This is a genomic window from Pantoea sp. XY16 (assembly GCF_025153065.1).
Lineage (GTDB): Bacteria > Pseudomonadota > Gammaproteobacteria > Enterobacterales > Enterobacteriaceae > Pantoea > Pantoea alfalfae.
This window is the reverse complement of the sequence record NZ_JANZNP010000011.1, coordinates 1-22,268: the sequence shown is the minus strand read 5'-3', so window position 1 is coordinate 22,268 and position 22,268 is coordinate 1. Positions and strand designations below refer to the sequence as shown.

The window sequence follows — 22,268 nt, the reverse complement described above, 5'->3', positions numbered from 1 at the left end:
ATGTTGCCATCACGCCGTGGGTGACAGGAATTAGCGGGTGCCGTAAACGACGATGGTTTTGCCGTGTGCGGAGATCAGGTTCTGATCTTCCAGCATCTTCAAAATACGGCCCACGGTTTCACGTGAACAACCCACAATCTGACCAATTTCCTGACGAGTGATTTTAATTTGCATGCCGTCGGGATGCGTCATGGCATCTGGCTGCTTCGCCAGGTTAAGCAGAGTCTGTGCAATGCGGCCGGTAACGTCGAGGAAAGCGAGGTTACCCACTTTTTCAGACGTCACCTGCAGGCGACGCGCCATCTGCGATGAGAGTCGCATCAGGATATCGGGGTTAACCTGGATCAGCTGACGGAATTTCTTGTAAGAAATCTCCGCCACTTCGCACGCGCTTTTCGCACGTACCCAGGCGCTGCGTTCCTGACCTTCTTCGAACAGGCCAAGCTCACCAATAAAATCGCCCTGATTCAGGTAGGAAAGAATCATCTCTTTGCCTTCTTCATCTTTAATCAGAACCGCGACGGAACCTTTCACGATGTAGTAAAGCGTTTCTGCTTTTTCACCTTGGTGAATCAGCGTACTTTTGGATGGATACTTGTGAATATGGCAATGGGACAGGAACCATTCGAGTGTAGGGTCTGTTTGCGGTTTGCCGAGAACCATTCGCTATTATCCTCTGTTGTAATCGTGCCCAAAATACAGGGGGCAGTTTTCCCTGTCAGGCGGTGAAAGCTTCAAGCGTTTCCTTTTCAGGAAATTATTCGGGCCGCATCAGGCGCAGTGCGCATCATTCTTCCCGGCTTCGCCATCGGGTGACGAAAAATATTTTCAGCACTGTTTGTAGCACAGCTTTTGCCGACTGTCTTCTGTTGTCTCGCTTCAGCTACAGGCGGATTTCTCTGGATTGCTGTTTACCAGGCGAAAGCGTACTCTGGCGACAAAACAGCGTATTCCGGAGCAAAAATCATGCAGGCAAGAGTGAAATGGGTAGAAGGGCTGACATTCCTTGGAGAATCCTCATCCGGCCATCAGATACTGATGGATGGCAATTCAGGTGATAAAGCGCCCAGCCCAATGGAAATGGTGCTGATGGCGGCAGGTGGATGCAGCGCGATTGACGTGGTATCAATTCTGCAAAAAGGCCGCAACGATGTGGCTGATTGTGAAGTAAAACTGACCTCAGAACGTCGTGAAGAGGCGCCGCGAATCTTTACGCACATCAACCTGCATTTTATCGTGAGTGGCAAAGCGCTCCAGGATAAAGCGGTCTCACGCGCGGTCGATCTTTCGGCTGAAAAATATTGCTCGGTGGCCATCATGCTGGGTAAAGGCGTCAACATTACGCATAGCTATGAAGTGATCGAACTTTAGTAGCCGCAGGGGTTATTGCAGACCTGCTAACTTCACTTCCAGTATCTGATGCAGGTTGCTTTAAGACTGTGCCTGGTCCGGAAATCCGCTTTGAGATTGTGCCTGCGTTGTGAACAGGGTCAGAGCGGTTTGTGTCGGTCCGCTGTCAGACTGTGCCTGCATAGGGAATCCGCGTTGATACTGTGCCTGCGCAGGGAACCGGGTCAGATCGGAAAGTCGCTTAAGCCAATCCCTGGCCGCTCGGCCCGCGCCGTCCCTGGCGCGGGACGCTTTCCTCTTCTGACCCGGTTCCCTGCGTGTTAAGCTTTTTCGCTGCTGTCAGATTGATCCTGCATTGGCATTAGTCTGGAAAGGCCCTTATGACCTCTTACTCTATCCGCTTACCTTCCATCAGCCGCTTCACCAGCGGACCCATGATCAACTCCATCGCCAGACCCATTTTGCCGCCGGGCACCACCAGCGTATTGATGTGCGAGATAAACGAGCCCTGCAGCATTGCCAGCAGGTAGGGGAAGTCGATATCTTCCAGCGCCTGAAAGTGGATCACCACAAAACTCTCATCCAGTGACGGAATGGCGCGGGCTGCGAACGGGTTGGAGGTATCGATGGTTGGAACGCGCTGAAAGTTGATATGGGTGCGTGAAAACTGCGGTGTGATGTAGTTGATGTAATCTTCCATTGAGCGCACCACGGAATCCATTACGGCTTCACGTGAATGACCGCGCTCGCCAGTGTCGCGTACCAGCTTCTGAATCCACTCCAGGTTAACAATCGGTACCACGCCCACCAGCAGATCGACCTGTTCCGCCACGTTGTGCTGCGCTGTCACCACACCGCCATGCAATCCTTCATAAAAAAGAATATCGGTGTTCTGCGGTAGCGGCTGCCAGGGTGTAAAAGTGCCGGGCACCTGATTCCACGGCACCGCCTCATCGTAAGTGTGCAGATATTTACGCGACTGCCCCTCCCCGCTATGGCCATACTCTTTAAAGCTCTGCTCCAGCAGGCCAAAGTCATTGGCTTCCGGGCCGAAGTAGCTGACATGACGTCCCAGATCGCGTGCCTTACGAATCGCCATATCCATTTCAGGGCGGGTAAAGCGGTGAAAACTGTCACCTTCCAGCTCCGCCGCATGCAGGTCAAGCTGCTGAAAGATTTTGCGGAACGCCAGGCTGGTGGTGGTGGTTCCTGCGCCGCTGGAACCGGTCACCGCGATAATGGGATGACGTGCAGACATAGAAAAGCTCCCTGTGAGGTCGGAGGATGAGCATTGTTATCATGAAAGGGTGCCGGGTGCATCAGCCACGAAATTCTTTACGCGGCATGATATTGACCGATTCATGCAGTTCCGACCACACCAGCACCACTTCACCGGTTTCCAGCTGGCGTCGCACATCAGCCACCTTGTCCAGCAGGCTACGTTCATGCTCGCCATAGTCAGTGCCTTCACGCAGCACAAAGGTTTCAATCAGATTTTCAAGGGTCTCAGGAGAGACCTGTTGCCAGGGAATAATCACGAGATCAGGTATCCAGAAAAGGGGCGATCCACTGCGGGATGCGCTGTTCCAGCCACATTTCGGGCTGGCGTAACGTCCCGCCGACGAAACCGACGTGGCCGCCGTGTGGTGTCAGTTGATAAGTAATAGTGGCAGATAATTGGCTGCTGTGCGGAATCACCTCATCACTCATAAAGGGATCGTCTTTGGCGTGGATGATTAGCAGCGGTTTCTCTGCGCGTTTGAGCCAGGGCATGGCGCTGGCCCGATGATAGTAATCGGCCGCATCGACAAAACCGTGGGCGCGGGCGGTAATCGCATCATCAAAATCGCGCAGTCGCCGCAGCGCTTTTAACTGCGCCAGATTGACCGGCAGCGTATCCGGCCAGGCGTGCAGTTTGCGGCGGGCATTTTTCTTCAGCTGCGCCAGCAAATAGTATTGATAGAAGCGTGAAAAGCCATGTTCCAGTTTTACGCTACATGGCTCCAGCAGCAGTGGGGCGGAGACAATGACGCCTGCCTCCACTTCGGCAGCTGCGCCCTGCTGGCCCAGCAGGCAGCCCAGCATATTGCCGCCTAGCGAAAAACCGACGGCCACGGTCGGCACCTGGCCCCAGCGGGTACGCAGCCAGTGCAGAAAAAAGCGGGCATCTTCCGTTTCGCCGGAATGATAGATGCGATTGAGCCGGTTGGGTTTGCCGCTGCAGCCGCGAAAATGCATCACTACCGCCAGCCAGCCGCGCGCGCGGCAGATCGCCATCAGGCCATGAATATAGGGGCTGTGAAAGCTGCCCTCCAGCCCATGAAACAGCACGACGCGCGGCTTATTCTGCGCCTGTTGGGGATCTTCGCTCCAGGCGAGATCGACAAAATCGCCATCCGGCAGATCGAGTCGCTGCCAGTAAGGCGCGAACGTGACACGGCGACGCAGCAGGCGCGGCAGCATTGTCTGCAGGTGGGCGTTACGCAGGCTGTCAGGCGGCGTGAACTGCTCGTTTTCCGGTCCGGTAAATTTCATGTGGTAAAAGCTTGTCTGTTCCATATCTCACTGTTAGCTTCGATAAGTTTTTTCTTGCAGGGGTAAGGAGTACCCGATTGCCATGGAACTCAGTCTTTTTTTATCAATGTTGGGCTTTCTTTGGGTCGCGGCGATTACGCCCGGGCCTAATAATATGTTACTCACCGCCTCAGGCGCTAATTTTGGCTTTATGCGCACCATTCCGCTGATGATCGGCATCATGATTGGTATGCAGGTGATGCTGCTGATGGTGGCCTTTGGCGTAGGCGGTCTGATCCTGCTTTATCCTTCGTTGCACCTGGTGCTGAAAATCGCCGGTAGCCTCTATCTGCTCTGGCTGGCATGGAAAATCGCTACCGCCAGTTATGAAAAGCTGGAAACTGACCAGGCGCCGGATGCGCCGATGCCGTTCTGGCAGGGTGGGTTGCTGCAGCTGATCAATCCAAAGGCCTGGCTGATGGCACTGGGCGCGGTCGCCAGCTTCAGTCTGGCCGGTGATGCGTATCGCCATTCGGTGATGGCGATAAGCGTCGGTATGTTTCTGGTTAATCTCGTCTCGGGCGTGATCTGGATGGGATTTGGCGCGATGATCGGCCGCATTCTGCGCAGCCGTCGTGCCTGGAAAATCTTTAACCTCGCTATGGGGCTACTGACTGCGGCCTGCGTGCTGTTAATCTGGCATTAAGTCAGCTGGATGCGCGTTCAACGCGCGTCCAGGGCAGCACTTCACGGATGACCGGCGCATTCGGATTACGGATCTTCTGCAGCAGCAGCTGCACGCTGCGCGCGCCCAGCTGGTTCATCGGTTGCTCGATGGTGGTCAGCGGCGGATTCAGGCTGCGGGTAAACGGCACGCCATCGAACCCGACGACCGCCAGATCTTCCGGCACGCGCAGACCTGCTTCCAGTGCCGCATGTACCACGCCCACCGCCAATACATCTGATACCGCAAACACCGCATCCGGCGGTTCCGGCAGCGCCATCAACTCCCGCAGCCCCTGACTGCCTGCTTCAGGGGAGATCTCACAGGTATAAGAGACGCCGGACCACGCATACCCCAGCTCCTCAATCGCCTGCCGGTAGCCTTTTTCACGATGATGCGAGTAGAGGTAGCGCATGTCGCCATTGACCAGCCCGATGCGTTTACGCCCTTTACCGGCGAGGTAATGGACGGTGTCACGCGCCGCTTCAAGGTGATCAATGCTGACTGAGGAGGCGGGGATGTCGGGATTAAATTCACAGCACTGCACCCAGGGGGCTCCGGCGATCAGCGCCTGCAAATCCTGTAAGCCGGAGGCCGCATCCATGGTAATCACACCATCCACCACTTTGCCGGTCAGCAAACTCAGATAGGCGGCTTCGCGCTGAAGCTGCGAGGCGGAGTTACAGAGCAGGATATGATAGCCGTGCAGTTCCGCTTCGGCCTCAATGCCCTGAACCACGCGTGAACAGAAGGGGTTAGTGATATCCGAGATCAGCACCAGCAGCATGTTGCTTTGCGCCGTACGCAGCTGACGCGCCAGCAGATTGGGCTGATAGTCGCAGGCAGAGATTGCCGCCAGAACTTTCTCACGCGTATCGGGCTTTACGCCGGGATGCGCGTTGAGAACCCGCGATACCGTGGCTTTGGAGACGCCAGCCAGCTGAGCGACTTTCTCGATCGACATCGGATACAGAGACCTTAACAGGCAAAAATTGGTAACGCATATCAATAGCACAGGGACAATGTGAGCGCCTGACATTTTTGCTTACTTTAGCTATTTTCAGCATTTGCGATTTTTGACTTAGTTTTGCAGATAGTGATCTAAGAACTTATTTCTATTAGGGATAATTTTTAATTCCTTTATGAAACTATAGGGGCCATAGACACTGCCTCCACGATAAAAACGGTGGGGTAAGGATCATGGCAGCAACACGTTTAACTTTTTTAGCCGCAGCGCTGGCGCTGCTGGCGTTTCAGGCTGATGCGGTCAATGTCACCGTGGCGTACCAGACCTCCGCCGAACCCGCGAAAGTGGCGCAGGCTGACAACAGTTTTGCGAAAGAGAGCGGGGCCAGCGTTGACTGGCGTAAGTTTGACAGCGGCGCAGGCGTCTTACGCGCACTGGCGTCCGGCGACGTGCAGATTGGCAACATCGGTTCCAGCCCGTTAGCGGTTGCGGCGGCGCAGAAGCTGCCGATTGAAGCATTCTTACTCGCCTCTCAGCTGGGTAACTCTGAAGCGCTGGTGGTGAAAAAGAACATTACTACTCCCAAAGATCTTATCGGCAAACGCATCGCGGTGCCGTTCATCTCCACCACCCACTACAGCCTGCTGGCTGCACTGAAACACTGGGGCATTAAGCCGTCACAGGTGCAGCTGATAAACCTGCAGCCGCCAGCGATTATCGCGGCCTGGCAGCGTGGCGATATTGATGGTGCCTATGTCTGGGCCCCTGCAGTCAATGAGCTGGAGAAAGAGGGCAAAGTGTTAACCGACTCTGCGGAAGTGGGGAGCTGGGGTTCGCCGACGCTGGACGTCTGGGTAGTACGCAAAGATTTTGCCGAACAGCATCCCGAGATCGTCACCGCTTTTGCCCGCAGCGCGATCGATGCGCAGCAGGCCTATCTTAACAGTCCCGACAGCTGGCTGAAGCAGCCCGATAACCTCAGCAAACTCTCACGCCTCAGTGGCGTGCCGGAAGCGCAGGTTCCCGGTCTGGTGAAGGGCAATACCTACCTGACGGCGCAGCAGCAGGTTGAGCAGCTGGGTAAACCGGTCAATAAGGCGATCGTCGATACCGCGCAGTTCCTGAAAGCGCAGGGCCGGGTGCCGCAGGCAGATAACGACTACAGCAGTTATGTAACCTCCCGCTTCGTCGCGCCATTAGTTAAACCATAAGGAGGCACTATGCTGCGTATCGCTCACCTTAATGCCCGTTATGCCGGACAGCCGGTGTTGCAGGATATCAATCTGCACCTGGACAGCCACGAACTGCTGGTCGTGCTCGGCCCCTCCGGCTGTGGCAAAACCACGCTGCTCAATCTGGTGGCCGGATTCCTGCCGGTGGAGTCGGGCAGCATCACGCTGGATAACCAGCCGGTGATCGGGCCAGGCGCGGAGCGCGGCGTGGTGTTTCAGCATGAAGGGTTACTGCCGTGGCGCAACGTACTGGATAACGTCTCCTTTGGACTGCAACTGGCGGGGATGCCGCGCCAGGCACGTGAGGTCATAGCGCGGAAACTTATCAGGCAGGTCGGGCTGGAAGGGGCGGAAAAGCGCGCCATCTGGCAGTTGTCCGGCGGTCAGCGTCAACGGGTAGGTATTGCGCGCGCGCTGGCCACCGATCCGCAACTGCTGTTGCTGGATGAGCCGTTTGGCGCACTGGATGCTTTTACCCGTGAGCAGATGCAGACACTGCTGCTGACGCTGTGGCGCGACAGCGGTAAACAGATCCTGCTGATTACACACGATATAGAAGAGGCGATTTTCCTCGCCAGCGAACTGATTCTGCTGTCGCCTGGACCGGGCCGCATCGTGGAGCGGCTGCGGCCCGAATTTGGCCGCCGTTTTGCCGCCGGAGAGTCGTGCCGCAGCATCAAATCCGATCCGCAGTTTATCGCTCAGCGCGAATATGTGCTGAGCCGGGTGTTTGATCAGCGGGAGGCGTTTGCATGAGCGCGTTAATCCACGATAAGTCTCTGCCGATGCGCCGCAGGCTGCGCTGGCCATTTTCAACCGCCTTTACGCTGAGCGTGCTGAGCCTCTCTCTGCTGTTACTGCTCTGGTGGGGCGTCACCGCGCTGGGCCTGATTGCTCCGCTGTTCCTGCCGTCGCCGCAGCAGGTGTTCAGCAAGCTGCTGGTGATTGCCAGCGCGCAGGGCTTTATGGATGCCACGCTGTGGCAGCATCTGGCTGCCAGCCTGACGCGGATGCTGATTGCGCTGACGGCTGCTGCCGCTATCGGTATTCCGGTGGGGATTCTGATGGGCCTCAGCCCGGTCGCTCGCGGCCTGCTTGATCCGCTGATCGAGCTCTATCGCCCGATTCCGCCACTCGCCTATCTGCCGCTGATGGTGATCTGGTTCGGCATTGGTGAGACGTCGAAAATCCTGCTGATCTATCTGGCGATCTTCGCGCCCGTAACACTCTCTACCCTGGCCGGGGTGCGTAACACGCAGCAGGTACGGATTCGCGCCGCTCGCTCGCTGGGGGCTAACCGCTGGCAGCTGCTGCGCTGGGTGATCCTGCCGGGCGCGCTGCCAGAGATTCTGACCGGTCTGCGCATCGGGCTGGGAGTGGGCTGGTCAACGCTGGTGGCAGCGGAGCTGATTGCCGCCACGCGCGGCCTCGGTTTCATGGTGCAGTCAGCGGGAGAGTTTCTCGCCACCGATGTGGTACTGGCGGGTATCGCAGTGATCGCCTTTATCGCTTTTAGCTTAGAACTCGGGCTCCGCGCGTTACAGCGCCGTCTGACGCCCTGGAGTGGAGAACAGTCATGAATGAACGTCTCAGTTTTACCCCGCTTGGCCCCTATATCGGCGCGCAGGTCTCTAACCTGGATGTTTCCCGGCCATTAAGTGATGCGCAGTTTGAACAGCTTTACCATGGCCTGCTGCGTCATCAGGTGCTGTTTCTGCGTGACCAGAAGATGACGCCGGAACAGCACCGCGCACTGGCGATTCGCTTTGGCGACCTGCATATCCATCCGGTCTATCCCCACGCAGAAGGCGTTGAGGAGATAATCGTGCTGGATACGCATCGGGATAATCCGCCAGATAACGACAACTGGCACACCGATGTCACCTTTATCGACACGCCACCGGCTATCGCTTTACTGGCCTCAAAAGTGTTGCCGGAAGCGGGCGGTGACACGCTCTGGACCAGTGGCATTGCGGCTTACGAGGCGCTTTCGGAACCTTTTAAGCAACTGCTGGCCGGGTTAAACGCCGAGCATGATTTCAAAAAGTCATTTCAGGAGTACAAGTACCGCAAAACCGAAGAGGAGCATCAGCGCTGGCAGCAGGCGGTGGCTAAGCATCCACCGGTGCAGCATCCGGTGATCCGTACGCATCCGGTCAGCGGCAAAAAAGCGCTGTTTGTGAATGAGGGTTTTACCACGCGGATTGTGGAGTTAAGCGAGAAGGAGAGTGATGCGCTGCTGGGCTTCCTGTTTGCGCATGCGACTAAACCGGAGTTCCAGGTGCGCTGGCGCTGGCAGCCAGACGATCTGGCAATCTGGGATAATAGGGTCACGCAGCATTACGCCAATGCCGACTACTATCCTGCCCGGCGGATCATGCAGCGGGCAACCGTGCTGGGGGATAAACCCCGTTAAATAAGAATCTCAGACTGCTGACAAACCCAGTCAGGGTTGCCCTGCCAGTAACGCATTAGCTAAAAGCGCAGGGAGAACGGACAGAGGAGGCAAGCGTCCCGCGCCTGGGACAAAAACGCCAGGCGTTTTTGAACAACGCAACGCGTTGGCCCGGCTACGGGCGCACCTCAGGGATGAGGTGCGTAATCGCGCGGGCCGAGCGGCCATGGAGGGTTTAAGCGACTTTCCGAACGGCGCGTTTTCCCTTCGCATGCTCGATCTCACCGCTGGCCGGGGCAGACTTTGTCAACAATCTCAATCTCCTCGCGAACGGGGAGATTGTTTTTATGAGGCCATCATCTGTTCGAGCTGTTCCTGGGCTTCCAGCCATGCCATCTCAACCTCTTCCAGCGCAGATTTACTCTCCGCCTGACGCTGCAGCGCGGCGGTCAGGTCCGCTTTACGGCTCTGATCATAAATCGCACTGTCTGAGAGCTGCGCTTCAGCATCGGCCAGCTGGCTCTGCCATTTGCTCATCTGCTTTTCCAGCTTCTCTATCTCTTTGCGTAACGGCTGCGTCTGGGTCCGCAGTTCGGCATCACGGCGCTTCTGGTCTTTACGCGCCTGGGCGCTGTTGCCGTTATCCTGCTTCGGCGCGGCATCCTGTTGCGCCTGCTGTTTCTGCAGATCGCTCAGCCACTGCTGATAATCATCAAGGTCGCCCTCAAACACATCCACTTTGCCATCATGAACCAGATAGAGATCGTCGGTGGTGGCGCGCAGCAGGTGACGGTCGTGCGAGACCACGACCAGCGCACCTTCGAAGTCGATCAGTGCTTCGGTCAGTGCCTGGCGCATATCGAGATCCAGGTGGTTGGTCGGTTCATCCAGCAGCAGCAGGTTAGGGCGCTGCCAGACAATCAGCGCCAGCACCAGTCGCGCTTTCTCACCGCCGGAGAAGCGTTCGGTGTTTTCAGTGACTTTATCGCCGCGGAAATCGAAGCCGCCCAGATAGTCACGCAGTTGCTGTTCCAGCACTTTAGGTGCTATGCGCGACAGATGCTGCAGCGGCGACTCATCAGCCCGCAGGTACTCCAGCTGATGCTGGGCGAAGTAACCGAGCTTGATCCCTTTCGCCAGCCCCATCTTGCCGTCCATCGCTTCCAGCTCACCCGCCAGAAGCTTGATCAGGGTCGATTTACCGGCGCCGTTACGTCCCAGCAGGCCGATGCGCGATCCCGGCACCAGGTTGAGTTTGATGGCGTCGAGAATGATACGGTCGCCATAGCCCGCAGTGACCTTCTCCATTTTCATCAGCGGATTAGGCAGGTTCTCCGGCTTGCGGAAGGTGAAGCTGAACGGGTTGTCGACATGGGCCGGCGCGATCATCTCCATGCGCTCCAGCATCTTGATGCGGCTCTGCGCCTGCCTGGCTTTGGTGGCCTGGGCGCGGAAGCGATCAATATAGCTGTGTAAATGCGCTACTTTCTCCTGCTGACTCTCATACAGCGCCTGCTGCTGAGCCAGTTTGGCGACACGCTGCCGCTCGAAGGAGCTGTAGTTGCCGGTGTATTCGAACATCGACTCCTGTTCGATATGGATAATTTTGTCGATGACCGGATCGAGGAAGTCACGATCGTGCGAGATCAGGATCAGCGTGCCTTCATAACTCTTCAGCCAGCGTTCCAGCCAGATGACCGCATCGAGATCGAGGTGGTTGGTCGGTTCATCCAGCAGCAGCAGATCGGAACGGCAAATCAGCGCCTGTGCCAGGTTAAGGCGCATACGCCAGCCACCGGAGAAATCGCTGACCGGACGCTGCAATTGTTCCTGACTGAAGCCCAGACCGTGTAGCAGGCTTGAGGCGCGTGCATGGATGCTCCACGCCTGCACCGCGTCCAACTGACCGTGCAACAGCGCAATGGCATTGCCATCGTCACGCAGATTGGCTTCCGCCAGTTCTGCTTCAAGCTGGCGATACTGGCGATCGCCATCAATCACATACTCCAGCGCGGCTTTATCCAGCGCAGGGGTTTCCTGATTCACCCAGGCCAGCGCCCAGTGTGTGGGGAACGTGACGGTACCGGCATCGCTAGTGATTTCACCTTTTAACAGCGACAGCAGCGTGGATTTCCCACAGCCGTTTTTACCCACCAGTCCGACCTTCTGGCCGGGATTAATGGTGGCGGTGGCATTGTCGAGCAGGACGCGGATGCCGCGGCGAATTTGTAAGGCTGAGAAGACAATCATGTAAGCGCCGTATCGTCAGAATATGTTAATTTACTGGCAACATAATGAGATTTTGCTGCGTCGTGCATGGTAGCGGAAAACCGCACCAATGACGACGCTTTGGAGGGAAAGGATGTCGCAGCCACCCAGAGTTTTGCTGCTTTATGCTCATCCGGAATCACAGGATTCGATCGCAAATCGGATTCTGCTACAGCCGGCTCAGGCACTGGAACACGTCACCGTGCACGATCTGTACGCGACCTATCCGGATTTTTTTATCGATATTCACTATGAACAACAGCTGCTGCGCGAACACGACGTCATCATTTTCCAGCATCCGCTCTATACCTATAGCTGTCCGGCGCTGCTGAAAGAGTGGCTGGATCGCGTTCTGTCACGCGGTTTCGCCAATGGTGTGGATGGCAATGCGCTGGAAGGCAAGTACTGGCGCAGCGTGGTGACGACCGGGGAACCGGAAAGTGCCTTTAAACAGCAGGGTCTGAACCGCTATTCGCTCAATGACATTATGCGTCCTTTTGAGCTGACCGCGCAGATGTGCCGTATGCACTGGATGCCACCGATGATCGTCTACTGGGCGCGTCGGCAGAGCCCGGAGTTAATGAAAAATTATGCCCGCGCCTATGGCGACTGGCTGGCAGCACCGCTGCCGAATGGAGGGGTATAGATGGAAGGGCAAACGCTGCTGACCGCCGGGGTGATTTATCTGGTCGCGGCGGTCTTGATTGTACCGGTGGCGGCTCGCCTCGGTATTGGTGCAGTTCTGGGCTATCTGGTGGCAGGTATCGCCATCGGCCCGTGGGGATTAGGCTTTATCAGCGACGTCGATGAGATTCTCCACTTCTCTGAGCTCGGCGTGGTTTTCCTGATGTTTATTATCGGGCTGGAGCTGAACCCGGCAAAGCTGTGGGCGCTGCGCCGCTCCATTTTTGGCGTCGGCGCGGCGCAGGTGATCTTCTCAGCGGCTATTCTGGGCGGCTTATTGTGGCTGACCAACTTTAGCTGGCAGGCGGCAATCATCGGCGGGATTGGTCTGGCGATGTCTTCGACCGCCATGGCGCTGCAGCTGATGATGGATAAGGGCATGAACCGCAGCGAAGCGGGGCAACTGGGCTTTTCGGTGCTGCTGTTTCAGGATATCGCGGTCATCCCGGCACTGGCGCTGATCCCGCTGCTGGCCGGCACCGACAGCGGTCACATAGACTGGATGAAGGTCGGCATGAAAGTGCTGGCGTTTGCCGGCATGCTGGTGGGCGGACGCTATCTGCTGCGGCCGATCTTCCGTTACATCGCGGCATCAGGCGTGCGCGAAGTCTTTACCGCAGCGTCGCTGCTGCTGGTACTGGGTTCCGCGCTGTTTATGGATGCGCTCGGGCTGTCGATGGCGCTGGGCACCTTTATTGCCGGGATCCTGCTGGCAGAAAGTGAATACCGGCATGAGCTGGAAGTCGCTATCGACCCGTTTAAGGGTCTGCTGCTGGGCCTGTTCTTTATTTCGGTGGGCATGGCGCTCAACCTCGGTGTGCTCTATACCCATATTGTGACCATCCTGCTGGGCGTGGTGACGCTGGTGGCAGTGAAAACGCTGGTGCTCTATCTGCTGGCGCGCATTTATGGCCTGCGCAGTTCCGAGCGTCAGCAGTTCGCGGGCGTGCTGAGTCAGGGCGGCGAGTTTGCCTTTGTCCTCTTTTCAGCGGCCTCGTCGGCAAAGCTCTTCTCAGGCGATCAACTGCCGATGCTGCTGGTGACGGTGACGCTGTCGATGATGACCACGCCGTTGCTGATGAAGGGTATCGACCGACTGCTGGCACGCCGCTTTAATGAGCCGGACGAAAATGCAGAGAAACACTTTGTCGAAGATGATCAGCCGCAGGTGATTGTGGTGGGCTTTGGTCGCTTCGGTCAGGTGATCGGCCGCCTGCTGATGGCGAACAACACACGCATTACCGTGCTGGAGCGCGATATCAGTGTGGTGAGTCTGATGCGTAAATATGGCTACAAGGTCTATTACGGTGATGCCACCGAGCTGGAGTTACTGCGTGCCGCCGGTGCAGCCAGCGCCCAGTCGATTGTAATCACCTGTAATGAGCCGGAAGATGTGATGACTCTCGTGCATCTGTGCCAGCAGCATTTTCCGCACCTGCAGATTCAGGCGCGCGCCCGGGGCCGTGTGGAAGCGCATGAGCTGCTACAGGCAGGGGTCACGCAGTTCTCACGTGAGACCTTCTCCAGTGCGCTGGAGCTGGGCCGTAAGACATTGATGTCGCTGGGGATGCATCCTCATCAGGCGCACCGTGCTCAGCAGCATTTTCGCCGGCTTGATATGCGGATGCTGCGCGAGCTGGTGCCAACGCTCTCTGAAAGCGCGGCGCAGGCCTCACGCGTCCGTGAAGCGCGGCGTGAACTGGAAGATATCTTCCAGCGCGAAATGCAGCGCGAAAAGCGGCAGATCGACGGCTGGGACGATGATCAATAACCTTTTTAAACAGGCAGAACCTAATGCGTAAACGTTTTATTGCTGGTGCGACATGCCCGCACTGCCAGGAGAAGGACACGCTGGCGATGTGGCGTGAAAACAATGTCGATGTGGTGGAGTGCGTAAAGTGTGGTCACCAGATGCGTGAGGCAGATAAGCAGGCGCGCGAGCAGGTTCGGACCAATGAGCAGGTTATCGGCATTTTCCATCCTGAATAGCGTAATCGGGCAGCTTTTTTTACGCTTAAACTTACAGCGGGATTGAATTCCGTTACAATTGACGCCATTAAGGCTGAAGTCGCAAGAGAAAGTGAAACCCCTCTTGCACTCAACCCCGAACCTTTCTGGTTGGTGTTATTGCACGCAAAAATAGACCAATGAGACGGGATCTCAGCTCTCAACGGTTAGGAGATATCATGAAAGTAGCAAAAGACCTGGTGGTAAGCCTGGCCTATCAGGTACGTACAGAAGACGGCGTGTTGGTTGATGAGTCACCGGTGAGTGCACCGTTAGACTACCTGCACGGTCATGGTTCCCTGATTTCTGGTCTGGAAAATGCGCTGGAAGATCACGTTGCCGGCGACAAGTTTGACGTGCATATCCCGGCAAACGATGCTTACGGTCAGTACGATGACAACCTGGTGCAGCGTGTGCCTAAAGACGTCTTCATGGGCGTTGATGAACTTCAGGTTGGCATGCGCTTCCTGGCAGAGACCGATCAGGGTCCGGTACCGGTAGAAATCACCGAAGTGGAAGACGATCACGTCGTGGTTGATGGTAACCACATGCTGGCGGGTCAGAACCTGAACTTCAACGTTGAAGTGGTCGCTATCCGTGAAGCCACACCGGAAGAACTGGCTCATGGCCACGTTCACGGTGCAGATGGTCATCATCATGACCACGATCACGGCCATGATCACGACCACGACCACGGTAAAGGCGGTTGTGGTACTGGCGGTTGCGGCTGCAGCCACTAACTCTCAACAGAGCTCTAAAGGCCACCTCCGGGTGGCCTTTCTTTTGGCTGTCACTCTGGTTCTGACCGGCTAACCGGAGCCAGATAGCCCACGATCAGTAGTGCGGGGGCGGGATCTCTTCAGACTGTGAGGCGACGATCGAGGGCGCATTCGCTTTGAGCTTGTCGGTTAAGATGCGCATCTGCTCACGCATCTTATTCATCTCCAGCTCATGCTGAACCACTGCGCTGTTCAGCTGATCTATCGTCATCTCCTGAAAGGCCAGTTTGCTCTCTAACGTCTCCAGACGCTGTTCCCACTCAGATTGTTGCATGACCTGTTCCTCTGTTAAGGTGCGACTCGGGGCGTGATTCTACGACCTGAAGGCCAGGAATCACCTGTTTTTTTTACGCCCGGAGGCGTTGCGCTTGAAAAAAGCCAGCGCGGCATCATCTCTGATGAAACTTCCCGATGTTATAAAGGTCGGAGGTAGACCGGGTAATTACATTGTGGGAGTGTTCGACACTGCCACGTAAAGTTATAGTGTGGGCCCTGAAGTCCGCAATGTTTCCCGAGGTTAGACGCTTCGGTTTTGGAGAATGGATGAAATCACTGTTTAAAGTCACATTGTTAGCTACCACCATGGCTGTTGCGCTGAATGCATCAATGGCAATGGCAGCAGACACCGCTGCGGCGCCACAGGCTGCACCAGCTGCCGCGCCACAGTCCGCGCCTCAGGCACCTAAGAATGCTGCTTTCAAAGATGAAGACCAGCAGTCTGCCTACGCACTGGGTGCTTCACTGGGTCGCTACATGGACAACTCCCTGAAGGAACAGGAAAAACTGGGCATCAAACTGGATAAGCAGCAGCTTATTGCGGGTGTTCAGGATGCGTTTGGTGGCAAGAGCAAACTGTCTGACGAAGAGATTGAGCAGACGCTGCAATCCTTTGAAGGCCGCGTGAAAGGCGCAGCCTCAGCGAAAATGGAAAAAGATGCGAAAGAGAACGCCGAAAAGGGCGACGCTTTCGCGACCAAATTTGCTAAAGAGAGCGGCGTGAAGAAAACCGAAAGCGGCCTGTTGTATAAAGTTGAGAAAGAGGGTACCGGCGACGCACCTAAAGACAGCGACACTGTCGTGGTGAACTACAAAGGTACGCTGATCGACGGTAATGAATTCGACAACTCTTATACCCGTGGCGAGCCACTCTCGTTCCGTCTGGACGGTGTTATCCCAGGCTGGACTGAAGGTCTGAAGCACGTGAAGAAAGGCGGCAAGATCAAGCTGGTGATCCCACCGAATCTGGCTTATGGCAAAAATGGCGTTCCGGGCATTCCGGCTAACTCCACTCTGATCTTTGATGTTGAACTGCTTGATATCAAACCCGCGCCTAAAGCAGATGAAAAAGCACAGGCCCCTGCGCCTGCTGCTGCAGAAAAAGCGCAGTAATCTGCTGACCGCCGCCTCAGGGCGGCGGTTTCATTTTAGCTTCACGACAAACCTCTGGCATAAGCCGACGACATTTGCCAGACTAATGCCTGCCTAATTATCCCAATATTGAGTCTGCCCATAAGCCGCTGTGACAGGCTCCAGCCATTCAGGGTGATACTCTTCAATGTCTAATCCATTCAATCCGGGTGAACTGAGCGACTTCGATCTTCTGGAGCAGCGCCCGTTCGAAGAAACTGATTACGATATTCTGAAATCGTACGAGGCTGTCGTGGATGGCCTGGCGATGTTGATCGGCTCGCATTGTGAAATCGTCCTGCATTCGCTGGAAGATCTGAAGTGTTCGGCCGTGCGTATCGCCAATGGTGAGCACACGGGTCGTAAAGTCGGTTCGCCGATTACCGACCTGGCCCTGCGTATGCTGCATGATATGCATGGCGCGGACAGCAACGTGTCACGTGCCTATTTCACGCGTGCCAAAAGCGGCGTGCTGATGAAGTCAGTCACCATTGCGATTCGCAACCGTCAGCAACGGGTTATTGGCCTGCTTTGCATCAACATGAATCTTGATGTGCCGTTCTCACAGATCATGTCGACCTTTATGCCGCCCGAGATGCAGCAGGTTGACTCCAACGTCAACTTTGCCAGTTCGGTCGATGATCTGGTGATGCAGACACTGGAGTTCACCATTGAAGAAGTCAGCGCTGATCGCAATGTGTCGAACAATGCCAAGAATCGCCAGATTGTGCTCAACCTGTATGAGAAGGGAATCTTCGATATCAAAGATGCCATCAACCAGGTGGCCGATCGGCTGAACATTTCGAAGCACACCGTTTATCTCTACATCCGCCAGTTTAAAAATGGCGACTTTCAGGGACAGGATCGGTAATGCGCTATACCCTGCTGGTCACCGGCCCGGCTTACGGTACGCAACAGGCGACCAGTGCATATCTGTTTGCCCGTGCACTGCTGACGGCAGGTCATCAGCTTGACAGCGTTTTCTTTTATCGCGAAGGCGTGTTGAACGCTAATCAGCTGACCGCACCGGCCAGTGATGAGTTTGATCTGGTGCGCGCGTGGCAGGCATTACATCAGGAGCAGGGTGTGGCACTGAACATCTGTGTAGCGGCTGCGCTGCGGCGTGGCGTCAGCGATCAGCAGGAAGCGGCCCGACTCCAGCTGGCGGGCAGTAACCTGCAGCCAGGCTTTACGCTGAGTGGCCTGGGTGCGCTGGCGGAAGCGGCGCTAAGCTGTGAACGCGTGGTGCAGTTCTGATGAATCGTGTCGCATTTGTCTTTACCCAGGCGCCGCATGGCAGCAGTGCAGGGCGCGAAGGGCTGGATGCCGCGCTGGCTACGGGTGCACTCAGTGAAGATATCGGCCTGTTTTTTATTGGTGATGGCGTGCTGCAGCTCAATCTGCACCAGCAGCCTGAGGCGATTAAGAGTCGTCACTATGCCGCGACCTTTGGCGTGCTGACGCTGTATGACATTGAACAGTGCTATCTCTGCCGGGCATCGCTGATAGCGCGTGGATTAGCGGTTGACGCTGACCGGTTGCTGGATGTTACGCTACTGGACGCGCCGGAGCTGCGGCAGACGCTGGCCAGCTACGATCGCATTCTGACTTTTTAAGAGACGTTAATGCTGCACACCTTAATGCATTCACCCGCATACTGTGACCTCGAAACCCTGCTTTTAATCGCGGGTGAGGGTGATGACCTGCTGCTGCTGCAGGATGGCGTGCTGGCTGCCTTAGCGGGCAGTCGCGCACTGATGCGGCTGTCAGAATGTGAAGCCACGCTGTGGGTGCTGGATGAAGATGTTCAGGCTCGCGGTCTTGCTGGACAAATTTCGACCAGTGTGCAGTCAATAGACTATACTGGCTTTGTCACGCTAACGATCAGGCATCAGCAACAAATGGTCTGGTAATCGGCTAAAACCTGGTTATTTCTTGACACCCCTTTGACTCAGCCCTAAAATTCTGCCTCCTCGTAATTCTACGAGGCGATTTATTACGTGTTTACGAAGCAAAAGCAAATCCAGGAGCTATTTAATGGCAACAGTTAACCAGCTGGTTCGCAAACCACGCGTCCGCAAAGTTGCAAAGAGCAACGTGCCGGCGCTGGAAGCTTGCCCGCAAAAACGTGGCGTTTGTACTCGTGTGTACACCACCACTCCTAAGAAACCAAACTCCGCACTGCGTAAAGTCTGCCGTGTGCGTTTGACCAACGGTTTTGAAGTTACCTCCTACATCGGCGGTGAAGGTCATAACCTGCAGGAACACTCCGTGATCCTGATCCGTGGCGGTCGTGTAAAAGACCTGCCAGGTGTGCGTTACCACACCGTTCGTGGCGCGCTGGACTGCTCAGGTGTTAAAGACCGTAAGCAGGCTCGCTCCAAGTACGGCGTGAAGAAGCCAAAGGCTTAATGGTTCTCCGTTAAGTAAGGCCAAACGTTTTAAATTAAATGTCATAATAAACTCATAGAGTTTTGGACAATCCTGAATTAACAACGGAGTATTTCCATGCCACGTCGTCGCGTCATTGGTCAGCGTAAAATTCTGCCAGATCCTAAGTTCGGATCAGAGCTGCTGGCCAAATTTGTAAATATCCTGATGGTAGATGGTAAAAAATCTACTGCAGAATCAATCGTTTATACCGCGCTTGAGACCCTGGCTCAGCGTTCAGGTAAAAACTCCCTGGAAGCCTTTGAAGTAGCGCTGGAAAACGTGCGTCCGACTGTCGAAGTTAAGTCACGTCGCGTTGGTGGTTCTACTTATCAGGTACCAGTTGAAGTCCGTCCGGTTCGTCGTAATGCCCTGGCAATGCGCTGGATCGTAGATGCTGCTCGTAAACGCGGTGATAAATCAATGGCTCTTCGCCTGGCGAACGAACTTTCTGATGCTGCAGAGAACAAAGGTACTGCAGTTAAGAAACGTGAAGACGTTCACCGTATGGCTGAAGCCAACAAGGCGTTCGCACACTACCGCTGGTAACAGTCGCGTAGTTGTTAAACCAGCGGGCGCCCAGAGGGCCAACCCGCTGGGGTTGACTAATTTTGAACGTCCGAAAAACCGAGGAATCAAATGGCTCGTAAAACACCCATTGCTCGCTACCGTAACATCGGTATCAGTGCGCACATCGACGCCGGTAAGACTACCACTACCGAACGCGTTCTGTTCTACACCGGTGTAAACCACAAAATCGGTGAAGTACATGACGGCGCAGCAACCATGGACTGGATGGAGCAGGAACAGGAACGTGGTATTACCATCACTTCCGCTGCGACCACCTGTTACTGGTCTGGTATGGCCAAGCAGTTTGAACCACACCACATCAACATCATCGACACCCCAGGACACGTTGACTTCACCATCGAAGTTGAACGTTCTATGCGTGTGCTTGATGGCGCGGTAATGGTTTACTGTGCAGTTGGTGGCGTTCAGCCACAGTCTGAGACCGTATGGCGTCAGGCTAACAAATATAAAGTTCCACGCATTGCGTTCGTTAACAAAATGGACCGCATGGGTGCTAACTTCCTGAAAGTTGTTAACCAGATGGAAGTTCGTCTGGGCGCAACTCCAGTTCCTCTGCAGCTGGCTATTGGCGCAGAAGAGAAATTCACCGGTGTTGTTGACCTGGTGAAAATGAAAGCAATCAACTGGAACGACGAAGATCAGGGTGTGACCTTCGTTTACGAAGATATCCCAGCTGATATGCAGGAACTGGCTGAAGAATGGCGTGCAAAGCTGGTTGAAGCCGCTGCTGAAGGCTCTGATGAGCTGATGGAGAAATTCTTCGGTGGTGAAGAACTGACTGAAGAAGAGATCAAAACCTCTCTGCGTAAGCGTGTTCTGAACAACGAAATCATCCTGGTAACCTGTGGTTCTGCATTTAAGAACAAAGGTGTTCAGGCGATGCTGGATGCAGTTGTTGAATATCTGCCAGCACCGACTGACGTAACCGCGATCAACGGTATGCTGGACGACGGTAAAGACACGCCGGCTGTTCGTCACTCAGACGACAACGAGCCGTTTGCTGCACTGGCGTTCAAAATCGCTACTGACCCGTTTGTAGGTAACCTGACCTTCTTCCGCGTTTACTCTGGTGTTGTTAATACGGGTGACACCGTGTTCAACCCGGTTAAGTCAAACCGTGAGCGTTTGGGCCGTATCGTTCAGATGCACGCTAACAAGCGTGAAGAGATCAAAGAAGTCCGTGCGGGTGATATCGCAGCTGCGATCGGCCTGAAAGATGTGACCACTGGTGACACCCTGTGTGACCCAGAGAACGTCATCATCCTTGAGCGCATGGAATTCCCGGAGCCGGTAATCTCTATCGCCGTTGAACCAAAAACCAAAGCTGACCAGGAAAAAATGGGTCTGGCTCTGGGCCGTCTGGCGAAAGAAGACCCATCATTCCGCGTATGGACTGATGAAGAATCTAACCAGACCATCATCGCGGGTATGGGTGAATTGCACCTCGACATCATCGTTGACCGCATGAAGCGTGAGTTCAACGTTGAAGCAAACGTGGGTAAACCACAGGTTGCTTACCGTGAAGCGATTCGTAACAAAGTTACCGATGTTGAAGGTAAACACGCCAAGCAGTCTGGTGGTCGTGGTCAGTACGGTCATGTTGTTATCGACATGTACCCACTGGAGCCAGGTTCGAATCCGAAAGGCTATGAATTTGTCAACGACATCAAAGGTGGTGTGATTCCTGGTGAATACATCCCTGCGGTTGACAAAGGTATCCAGGAGCAGCTGAAATCAGGCCCTCTGGCGGGTTATCCGGTGGTGGATCTGGGCGTGCGTCTGCACTTCGGTTCTTACCATGATGTCGACTCCTCAGAGCTGGCGTTTAAACTGGCCGCGTCTATTGCCTTCAAACAAGGCTTTAAACAAGCGACACCTGTTCTGCTTGAGCCTATCATGAAGGTTGAAGTTGAAACGCCAGAAGAGAACACGGGCGATGTCATCGGTGACCTTAGTCGTCGTCGTGGTATGCTCAAAGGGCAGGAATCTAACGCTACTGGCGTTCAGATTCACGCTGAAGTTCCGTTGTCTGAGATGTTCGGATACGCAACTCAGCTGCGTTCTCTGACCAAAGGTCGTGCTTCTTACTCCATGGAGTTCCTGAAGTATGACGATGCGCCGAACAACGTAGCGCAGGCCGTTATTGAAGCTCGTAGCAAATAAGCTACGGTTTAAATTTGAACTGATGCCTTCACCCAGATGGTGAAGGCACAACGTAAGGAATTATCGCCATGGCGAAAGAGCAATTTCAGCGTAACAAACTGCACGTAAACGTGGGCACCATCGGTCACGTCGACCACGGTAAAACCACCCTGACTGCAGCTATTACCACCGTACTGTCTAAAACTTACGGCGGCCAGGCTCGTGCATTCGACCAGATCGATAACGCACCAGAAGAGAAAGCTCGTGGTATCACCATCAACACTTCACACGTTGAGTATGAAACCCCGACTCGTCACTACGCACACGTTGACTGCCCAGGCCACGCCGACTATGTGAAAAACATGATCACCGGTGCTGCGCAGATGGACGGCGCGATCCTGGTTGTTGCTGCGACTGATGGCCCGATGCCACAGACCCGTGAGCACATCCTGCTGGGTCGTCAGGTTGGCGTTCCTTACATCATCGTGTTCCTGAACAAATGTGACATGGTTGATGATGAAGAGCTGCTGGAACTGGTAGAGATGGAAGTCCGTGACCTGCTGTCAGCATATGACTTCCCAGGCGACGACACCCCAATCGTTCGTGGTTCTGCGCTGAAAGCGCTGGAAGGCGAAGCTGAGTGGGAAGCGAAAATCATCGAACTGGCTGAGCATCTGGACAACTACATCCCAGAACCACAGCGTGCGATCGACATGCCGTTCCTGCTGCCAATCGAAGACGTCTTCTCAATCTCTGGCCGTGGTACTGTTGTTACCGG

26 protein-coding genes are annotated in these 22,268 nt (G+C 55.2%); 19 read left to right on the top strand and 7 right to left on the bottom strand.

What is annotated here, in order from left to right:
• Positions 1-30: 30 nt before the first annotated feature.
• The gene (crp, locus tag N1689_RS15635) at positions 31-663 is read right to left on the bottom strand and encodes a cAMP-activated global transcriptional regulator CRP (RefSeq protein ID WP_003852956.1); all 633 of its coding nucleotides are present in this window, start codon (positions 661-663) and stop codon (positions 31-33) included.
• Positions 664-966: 303 nt separating this feature from the next.
• Between crp and N1689_RS15630 the strand changes: the two genes are divergently transcribed.
• Complete coding sequence (locus N1689_RS15630; protein WP_010253071.1) at positions 967-1,371, top strand: OsmC family protein; 405 nt, start codon at positions 967-969, stop codon at positions 1,369-1,371.
• Between the two features lie 367 nt (positions 1,372-1,738).
• Here N1689_RS15630 and N1689_RS15625 read toward each other — a convergent pair whose 3' ends face one another.
• The 3 genes from N1689_RS15625 to N1689_RS15615 form a co-directional block, all read right to left on the bottom strand.
• The gene (locus N1689_RS15625) at positions 1,739-2,608 is read right to left on the bottom strand and encodes a phosphoribulokinase (RefSeq protein ID WP_161733650.1); all 870 of its coding nucleotides are present in this window, start codon (positions 2,606-2,608) and stop codon (positions 1,739-1,741) included.
• Positions 2,609-2,669: 61 nt separating this feature from the next.
• The gene (locus N1689_RS15620; RefSeq protein WP_013359263.1) at positions 2,670-2,888 is read right to left on the bottom strand and encodes a YheU family protein; all 219 of its coding nucleotides are present in this window, start codon (positions 2,886-2,888) and stop codon (positions 2,670-2,672) included.
• 4 nt (positions 2,889-2,892) lie between these two features.
• Positions 2,893-3,909: a hydrolase gene (locus tag N1689_RS15615; protein WP_161733648.1), complete on the bottom strand. Its 1,017-nt coding sequence runs from the start codon at positions 3,907-3,909 to the stop codon at positions 2,893-2,895.
• A gap of 58 nt (positions 3,910-3,967) precedes the next feature.
• Here N1689_RS15615 and N1689_RS15610 point away from each other — a divergent pair, with 58 nt between their 5' ends.
• Entirely contained in the window at positions 3,968-4,570 is a 603-nt protein-coding gene (locus tag N1689_RS15610; RefSeq protein ID WP_161733646.1) for a LysE family translocator, read from the top strand.
• Between the two features lies 1 nt (position 4,571).
• Here the strand turns inward: N1689_RS15610 and N1689_RS15605 are convergent, their stop codons facing one another.
• The gene (locus tag N1689_RS15605) at positions 4,572-5,552 is read right to left on the bottom strand and encodes a LacI family DNA-binding transcriptional regulator (protein WP_161733644.1); all 981 of its coding nucleotides are present in this window, start codon (positions 5,550-5,552) and stop codon (positions 4,572-4,574) included.
• A gap of 236 nt (positions 5,553-5,788) precedes the next feature.
• Here N1689_RS15605 and tauA point away from each other — a divergent pair, with 236 nt between their 5' ends.
• Genes tauA through tauD form a run of 4 tightly spaced genes read left to right on the top strand, consistent with a single transcriptional unit; the run spans position 5,789 to position 9,203 of the window.
• Complete coding sequence (tauA, locus tag N1689_RS15600) at positions 5,789-6,766, top strand: taurine ABC transporter substrate-binding protein (protein ID WP_260059395.1); 978 nt, start codon at positions 5,789-5,791, stop codon at positions 6,764-6,766.
• A gap of 9 nt (positions 6,767-6,775) precedes the next feature.
• On the top strand, positions 6,776-7,543 hold the full coding sequence (gene tauB, locus N1689_RS15595; RefSeq protein ID WP_222924921.1) for a taurine ABC transporter ATP-binding subunit: 768 nt from the start codon (positions 6,776-6,778) through the stop codon (positions 7,541-7,543).
• On the top strand, positions 7,540-8,367 hold the full coding sequence (gene tauC, locus N1689_RS15590) for a taurine ABC transporter permease TauC (RefSeq protein WP_161733638.1): 828 nt from the start codon (positions 7,540-7,542) through the stop codon (positions 8,365-8,367). Before tauB ends, tauC begins: the two co-directional genes overlap by 4 nt.
• Positions 8,364-9,203, top strand: a complete 840-nt coding sequence (gene tauD, locus N1689_RS15585) for a taurine dioxygenase (protein ID WP_161733636.1) — start codon at positions 8,364-8,366, stop codon at positions 9,201-9,203. The genes tauC and tauD overlap by 4 nt, the downstream gene beginning before the upstream one ends.
• 324 nt (positions 9,204-9,527) lie before the next feature.
• On the opposite strand, the gene N1689_RS15580 is transcribed toward tauD, so the two are convergent.
• Positions 9,528-11,432 (bottom strand): ABC transporter ATP-binding protein, encoded by a 1,905-nt coding sequence (locus N1689_RS15580; protein ID WP_161733634.1) that lies wholly within the window; start codon positions 11,430-11,432, stop codon positions 9,528-9,530.
• 112 nt (positions 11,433-11,544) lie between these two features.
• On the opposite strand from N1689_RS15580, the gene kefG reads away from it, so the two are divergent.
• The 4 genes from kefG (at position 11,545) to slyD (ending at position 14,881) form a co-directional block, all read left to right on the top strand.
• On the top strand, positions 11,545-12,096 hold the full coding sequence (gene kefG / locus N1689_RS15575) for a glutathione-regulated potassium-efflux system ancillary protein KefG (protein ID WP_033784144.1): 552 nt from the start codon (positions 11,545-11,547) through the stop codon (positions 12,094-12,096).
• Complete coding sequence (gene kefB, locus N1689_RS15570; RefSeq protein WP_161733632.1) at positions 12,097-13,905, top strand: glutathione-regulated potassium-efflux system protein KefB; 1,809 nt, start codon at positions 12,097-12,099, stop codon at positions 13,903-13,905.
• A 23-nt stretch (positions 13,906-13,928) separates the two neighbouring features.
• Positions 13,929-14,123 (top strand): YheV family putative zinc ribbon protein, encoded by a 195-nt coding sequence (locus tag N1689_RS15565; RefSeq protein WP_161733630.1) that lies wholly within the window; start codon positions 13,929-13,931, stop codon positions 14,121-14,123.
• A 197-nt stretch (positions 14,124-14,320) separates the two neighbouring features.
• On the top strand, positions 14,321-14,881 hold the full coding sequence (slyD, locus tag N1689_RS15560) for a peptidylprolyl isomerase (RefSeq protein ID WP_161733628.1): 561 nt from the start codon (positions 14,321-14,323) through the stop codon (positions 14,879-14,881).
• Positions 14,882-14,975: 94 nt separating this feature from the next.
• Here the strand turns inward: slyD and N1689_RS15555 are convergent, their stop codons facing one another.
• Positions 14,976-15,194 carry a SlyX family protein gene (locus N1689_RS15555; protein ID WP_161733626.1) on the bottom strand — a complete coding sequence of 73 codons (219 nt, stop codon included), beginning with the start codon at positions 15,192-15,194 and terminating at the stop codon, positions 14,976-14,978.
• Positions 15,195-15,463: 269 nt separating this feature from the next.
• Between N1689_RS15555 and fkpA the strand changes: the two genes are divergently transcribed.
• The 9 genes from fkpA to N1689_RS15510 all read left to right on the top strand — a co-directional run.
• Positions 15,464-16,309 carry an FKBP-type peptidyl-prolyl cis-trans isomerase gene (fkpA, locus tag N1689_RS15550; protein ID WP_253420218.1) on the top strand — a complete coding sequence of 282 codons (846 nt, stop codon included), beginning with the start codon at positions 15,464-15,466 and terminating at the stop codon, positions 16,307-16,309.
• A gap of 166 nt (positions 16,310-16,475) precedes the next feature.
• The gene (locus tag N1689_RS15545; RefSeq protein ID WP_013359249.1) at positions 16,476-17,198 is read left to right on the top strand and encodes a transcriptional regulator; all 723 of its coding nucleotides are present in this window, start codon (positions 16,476-16,478) and stop codon (positions 17,196-17,198) included.
• Positions 17,198-17,584, top strand: coding sequence for a sulfurtransferase complex subunit TusD (tusD, locus tag N1689_RS15540; protein ID WP_161733624.1), 387 nt, complete (start codon positions 17,198-17,200; stop codon positions 17,582-17,584). Before N1689_RS15545 ends, tusD begins: the two co-directional genes overlap by 1 nt.
• A complete protein-coding gene (gene tusC, locus N1689_RS15535; protein ID WP_161733622.1) occupies positions 17,584-17,943 on the top strand; it encodes a sulfurtransferase complex subunit TusC in 360 nt (119 codons plus the stop codon). The genes tusD and tusC overlap by 1 nt, the downstream gene beginning before the upstream one ends.
• A gap of 9 nt (positions 17,944-17,952) precedes the next feature.
• Entirely contained in the window at positions 17,953-18,240 is a 288-nt protein-coding gene (tusB, locus tag N1689_RS15530; protein WP_161733620.1) for a sulfurtransferase complex subunit TusB, read from the top strand.
• A gap of 124 nt (positions 18,241-18,364) precedes the next feature.
• Positions 18,365-18,739: a 30S ribosomal protein S12 gene (gene rpsL, locus N1689_RS15525; RefSeq protein WP_003852912.1), complete on the top strand. Its 375-nt coding sequence runs from the start codon at positions 18,365-18,367 to the stop codon at positions 18,737-18,739.
• A gap of 96 nt (positions 18,740-18,835) precedes the next feature.
• Complete coding sequence (gene rpsG / locus N1689_RS15520) at positions 18,836-19,306, top strand: 30S ribosomal protein S7 (RefSeq protein ID WP_009087603.1); 471 nt, start codon at positions 18,836-18,838, stop codon at positions 19,304-19,306.
• A gap of 90 nt (positions 19,307-19,396) precedes the next feature.
• A complete protein-coding gene (gene fusA / locus N1689_RS15515; RefSeq protein WP_033734130.1) occupies positions 19,397-21,511 on the top strand; it encodes an elongation factor G in 2,115 nt (704 codons plus the stop codon).
• A gap of 68 nt (positions 21,512-21,579) precedes the next feature.
• Positions 21,580-22,268, top strand: a 689-nt coding sequence (locus tag N1689_RS15510; protein ID WP_260059390.1) for a GTP-binding protein, incomplete at its 3' end; no start/stop codon positions are given.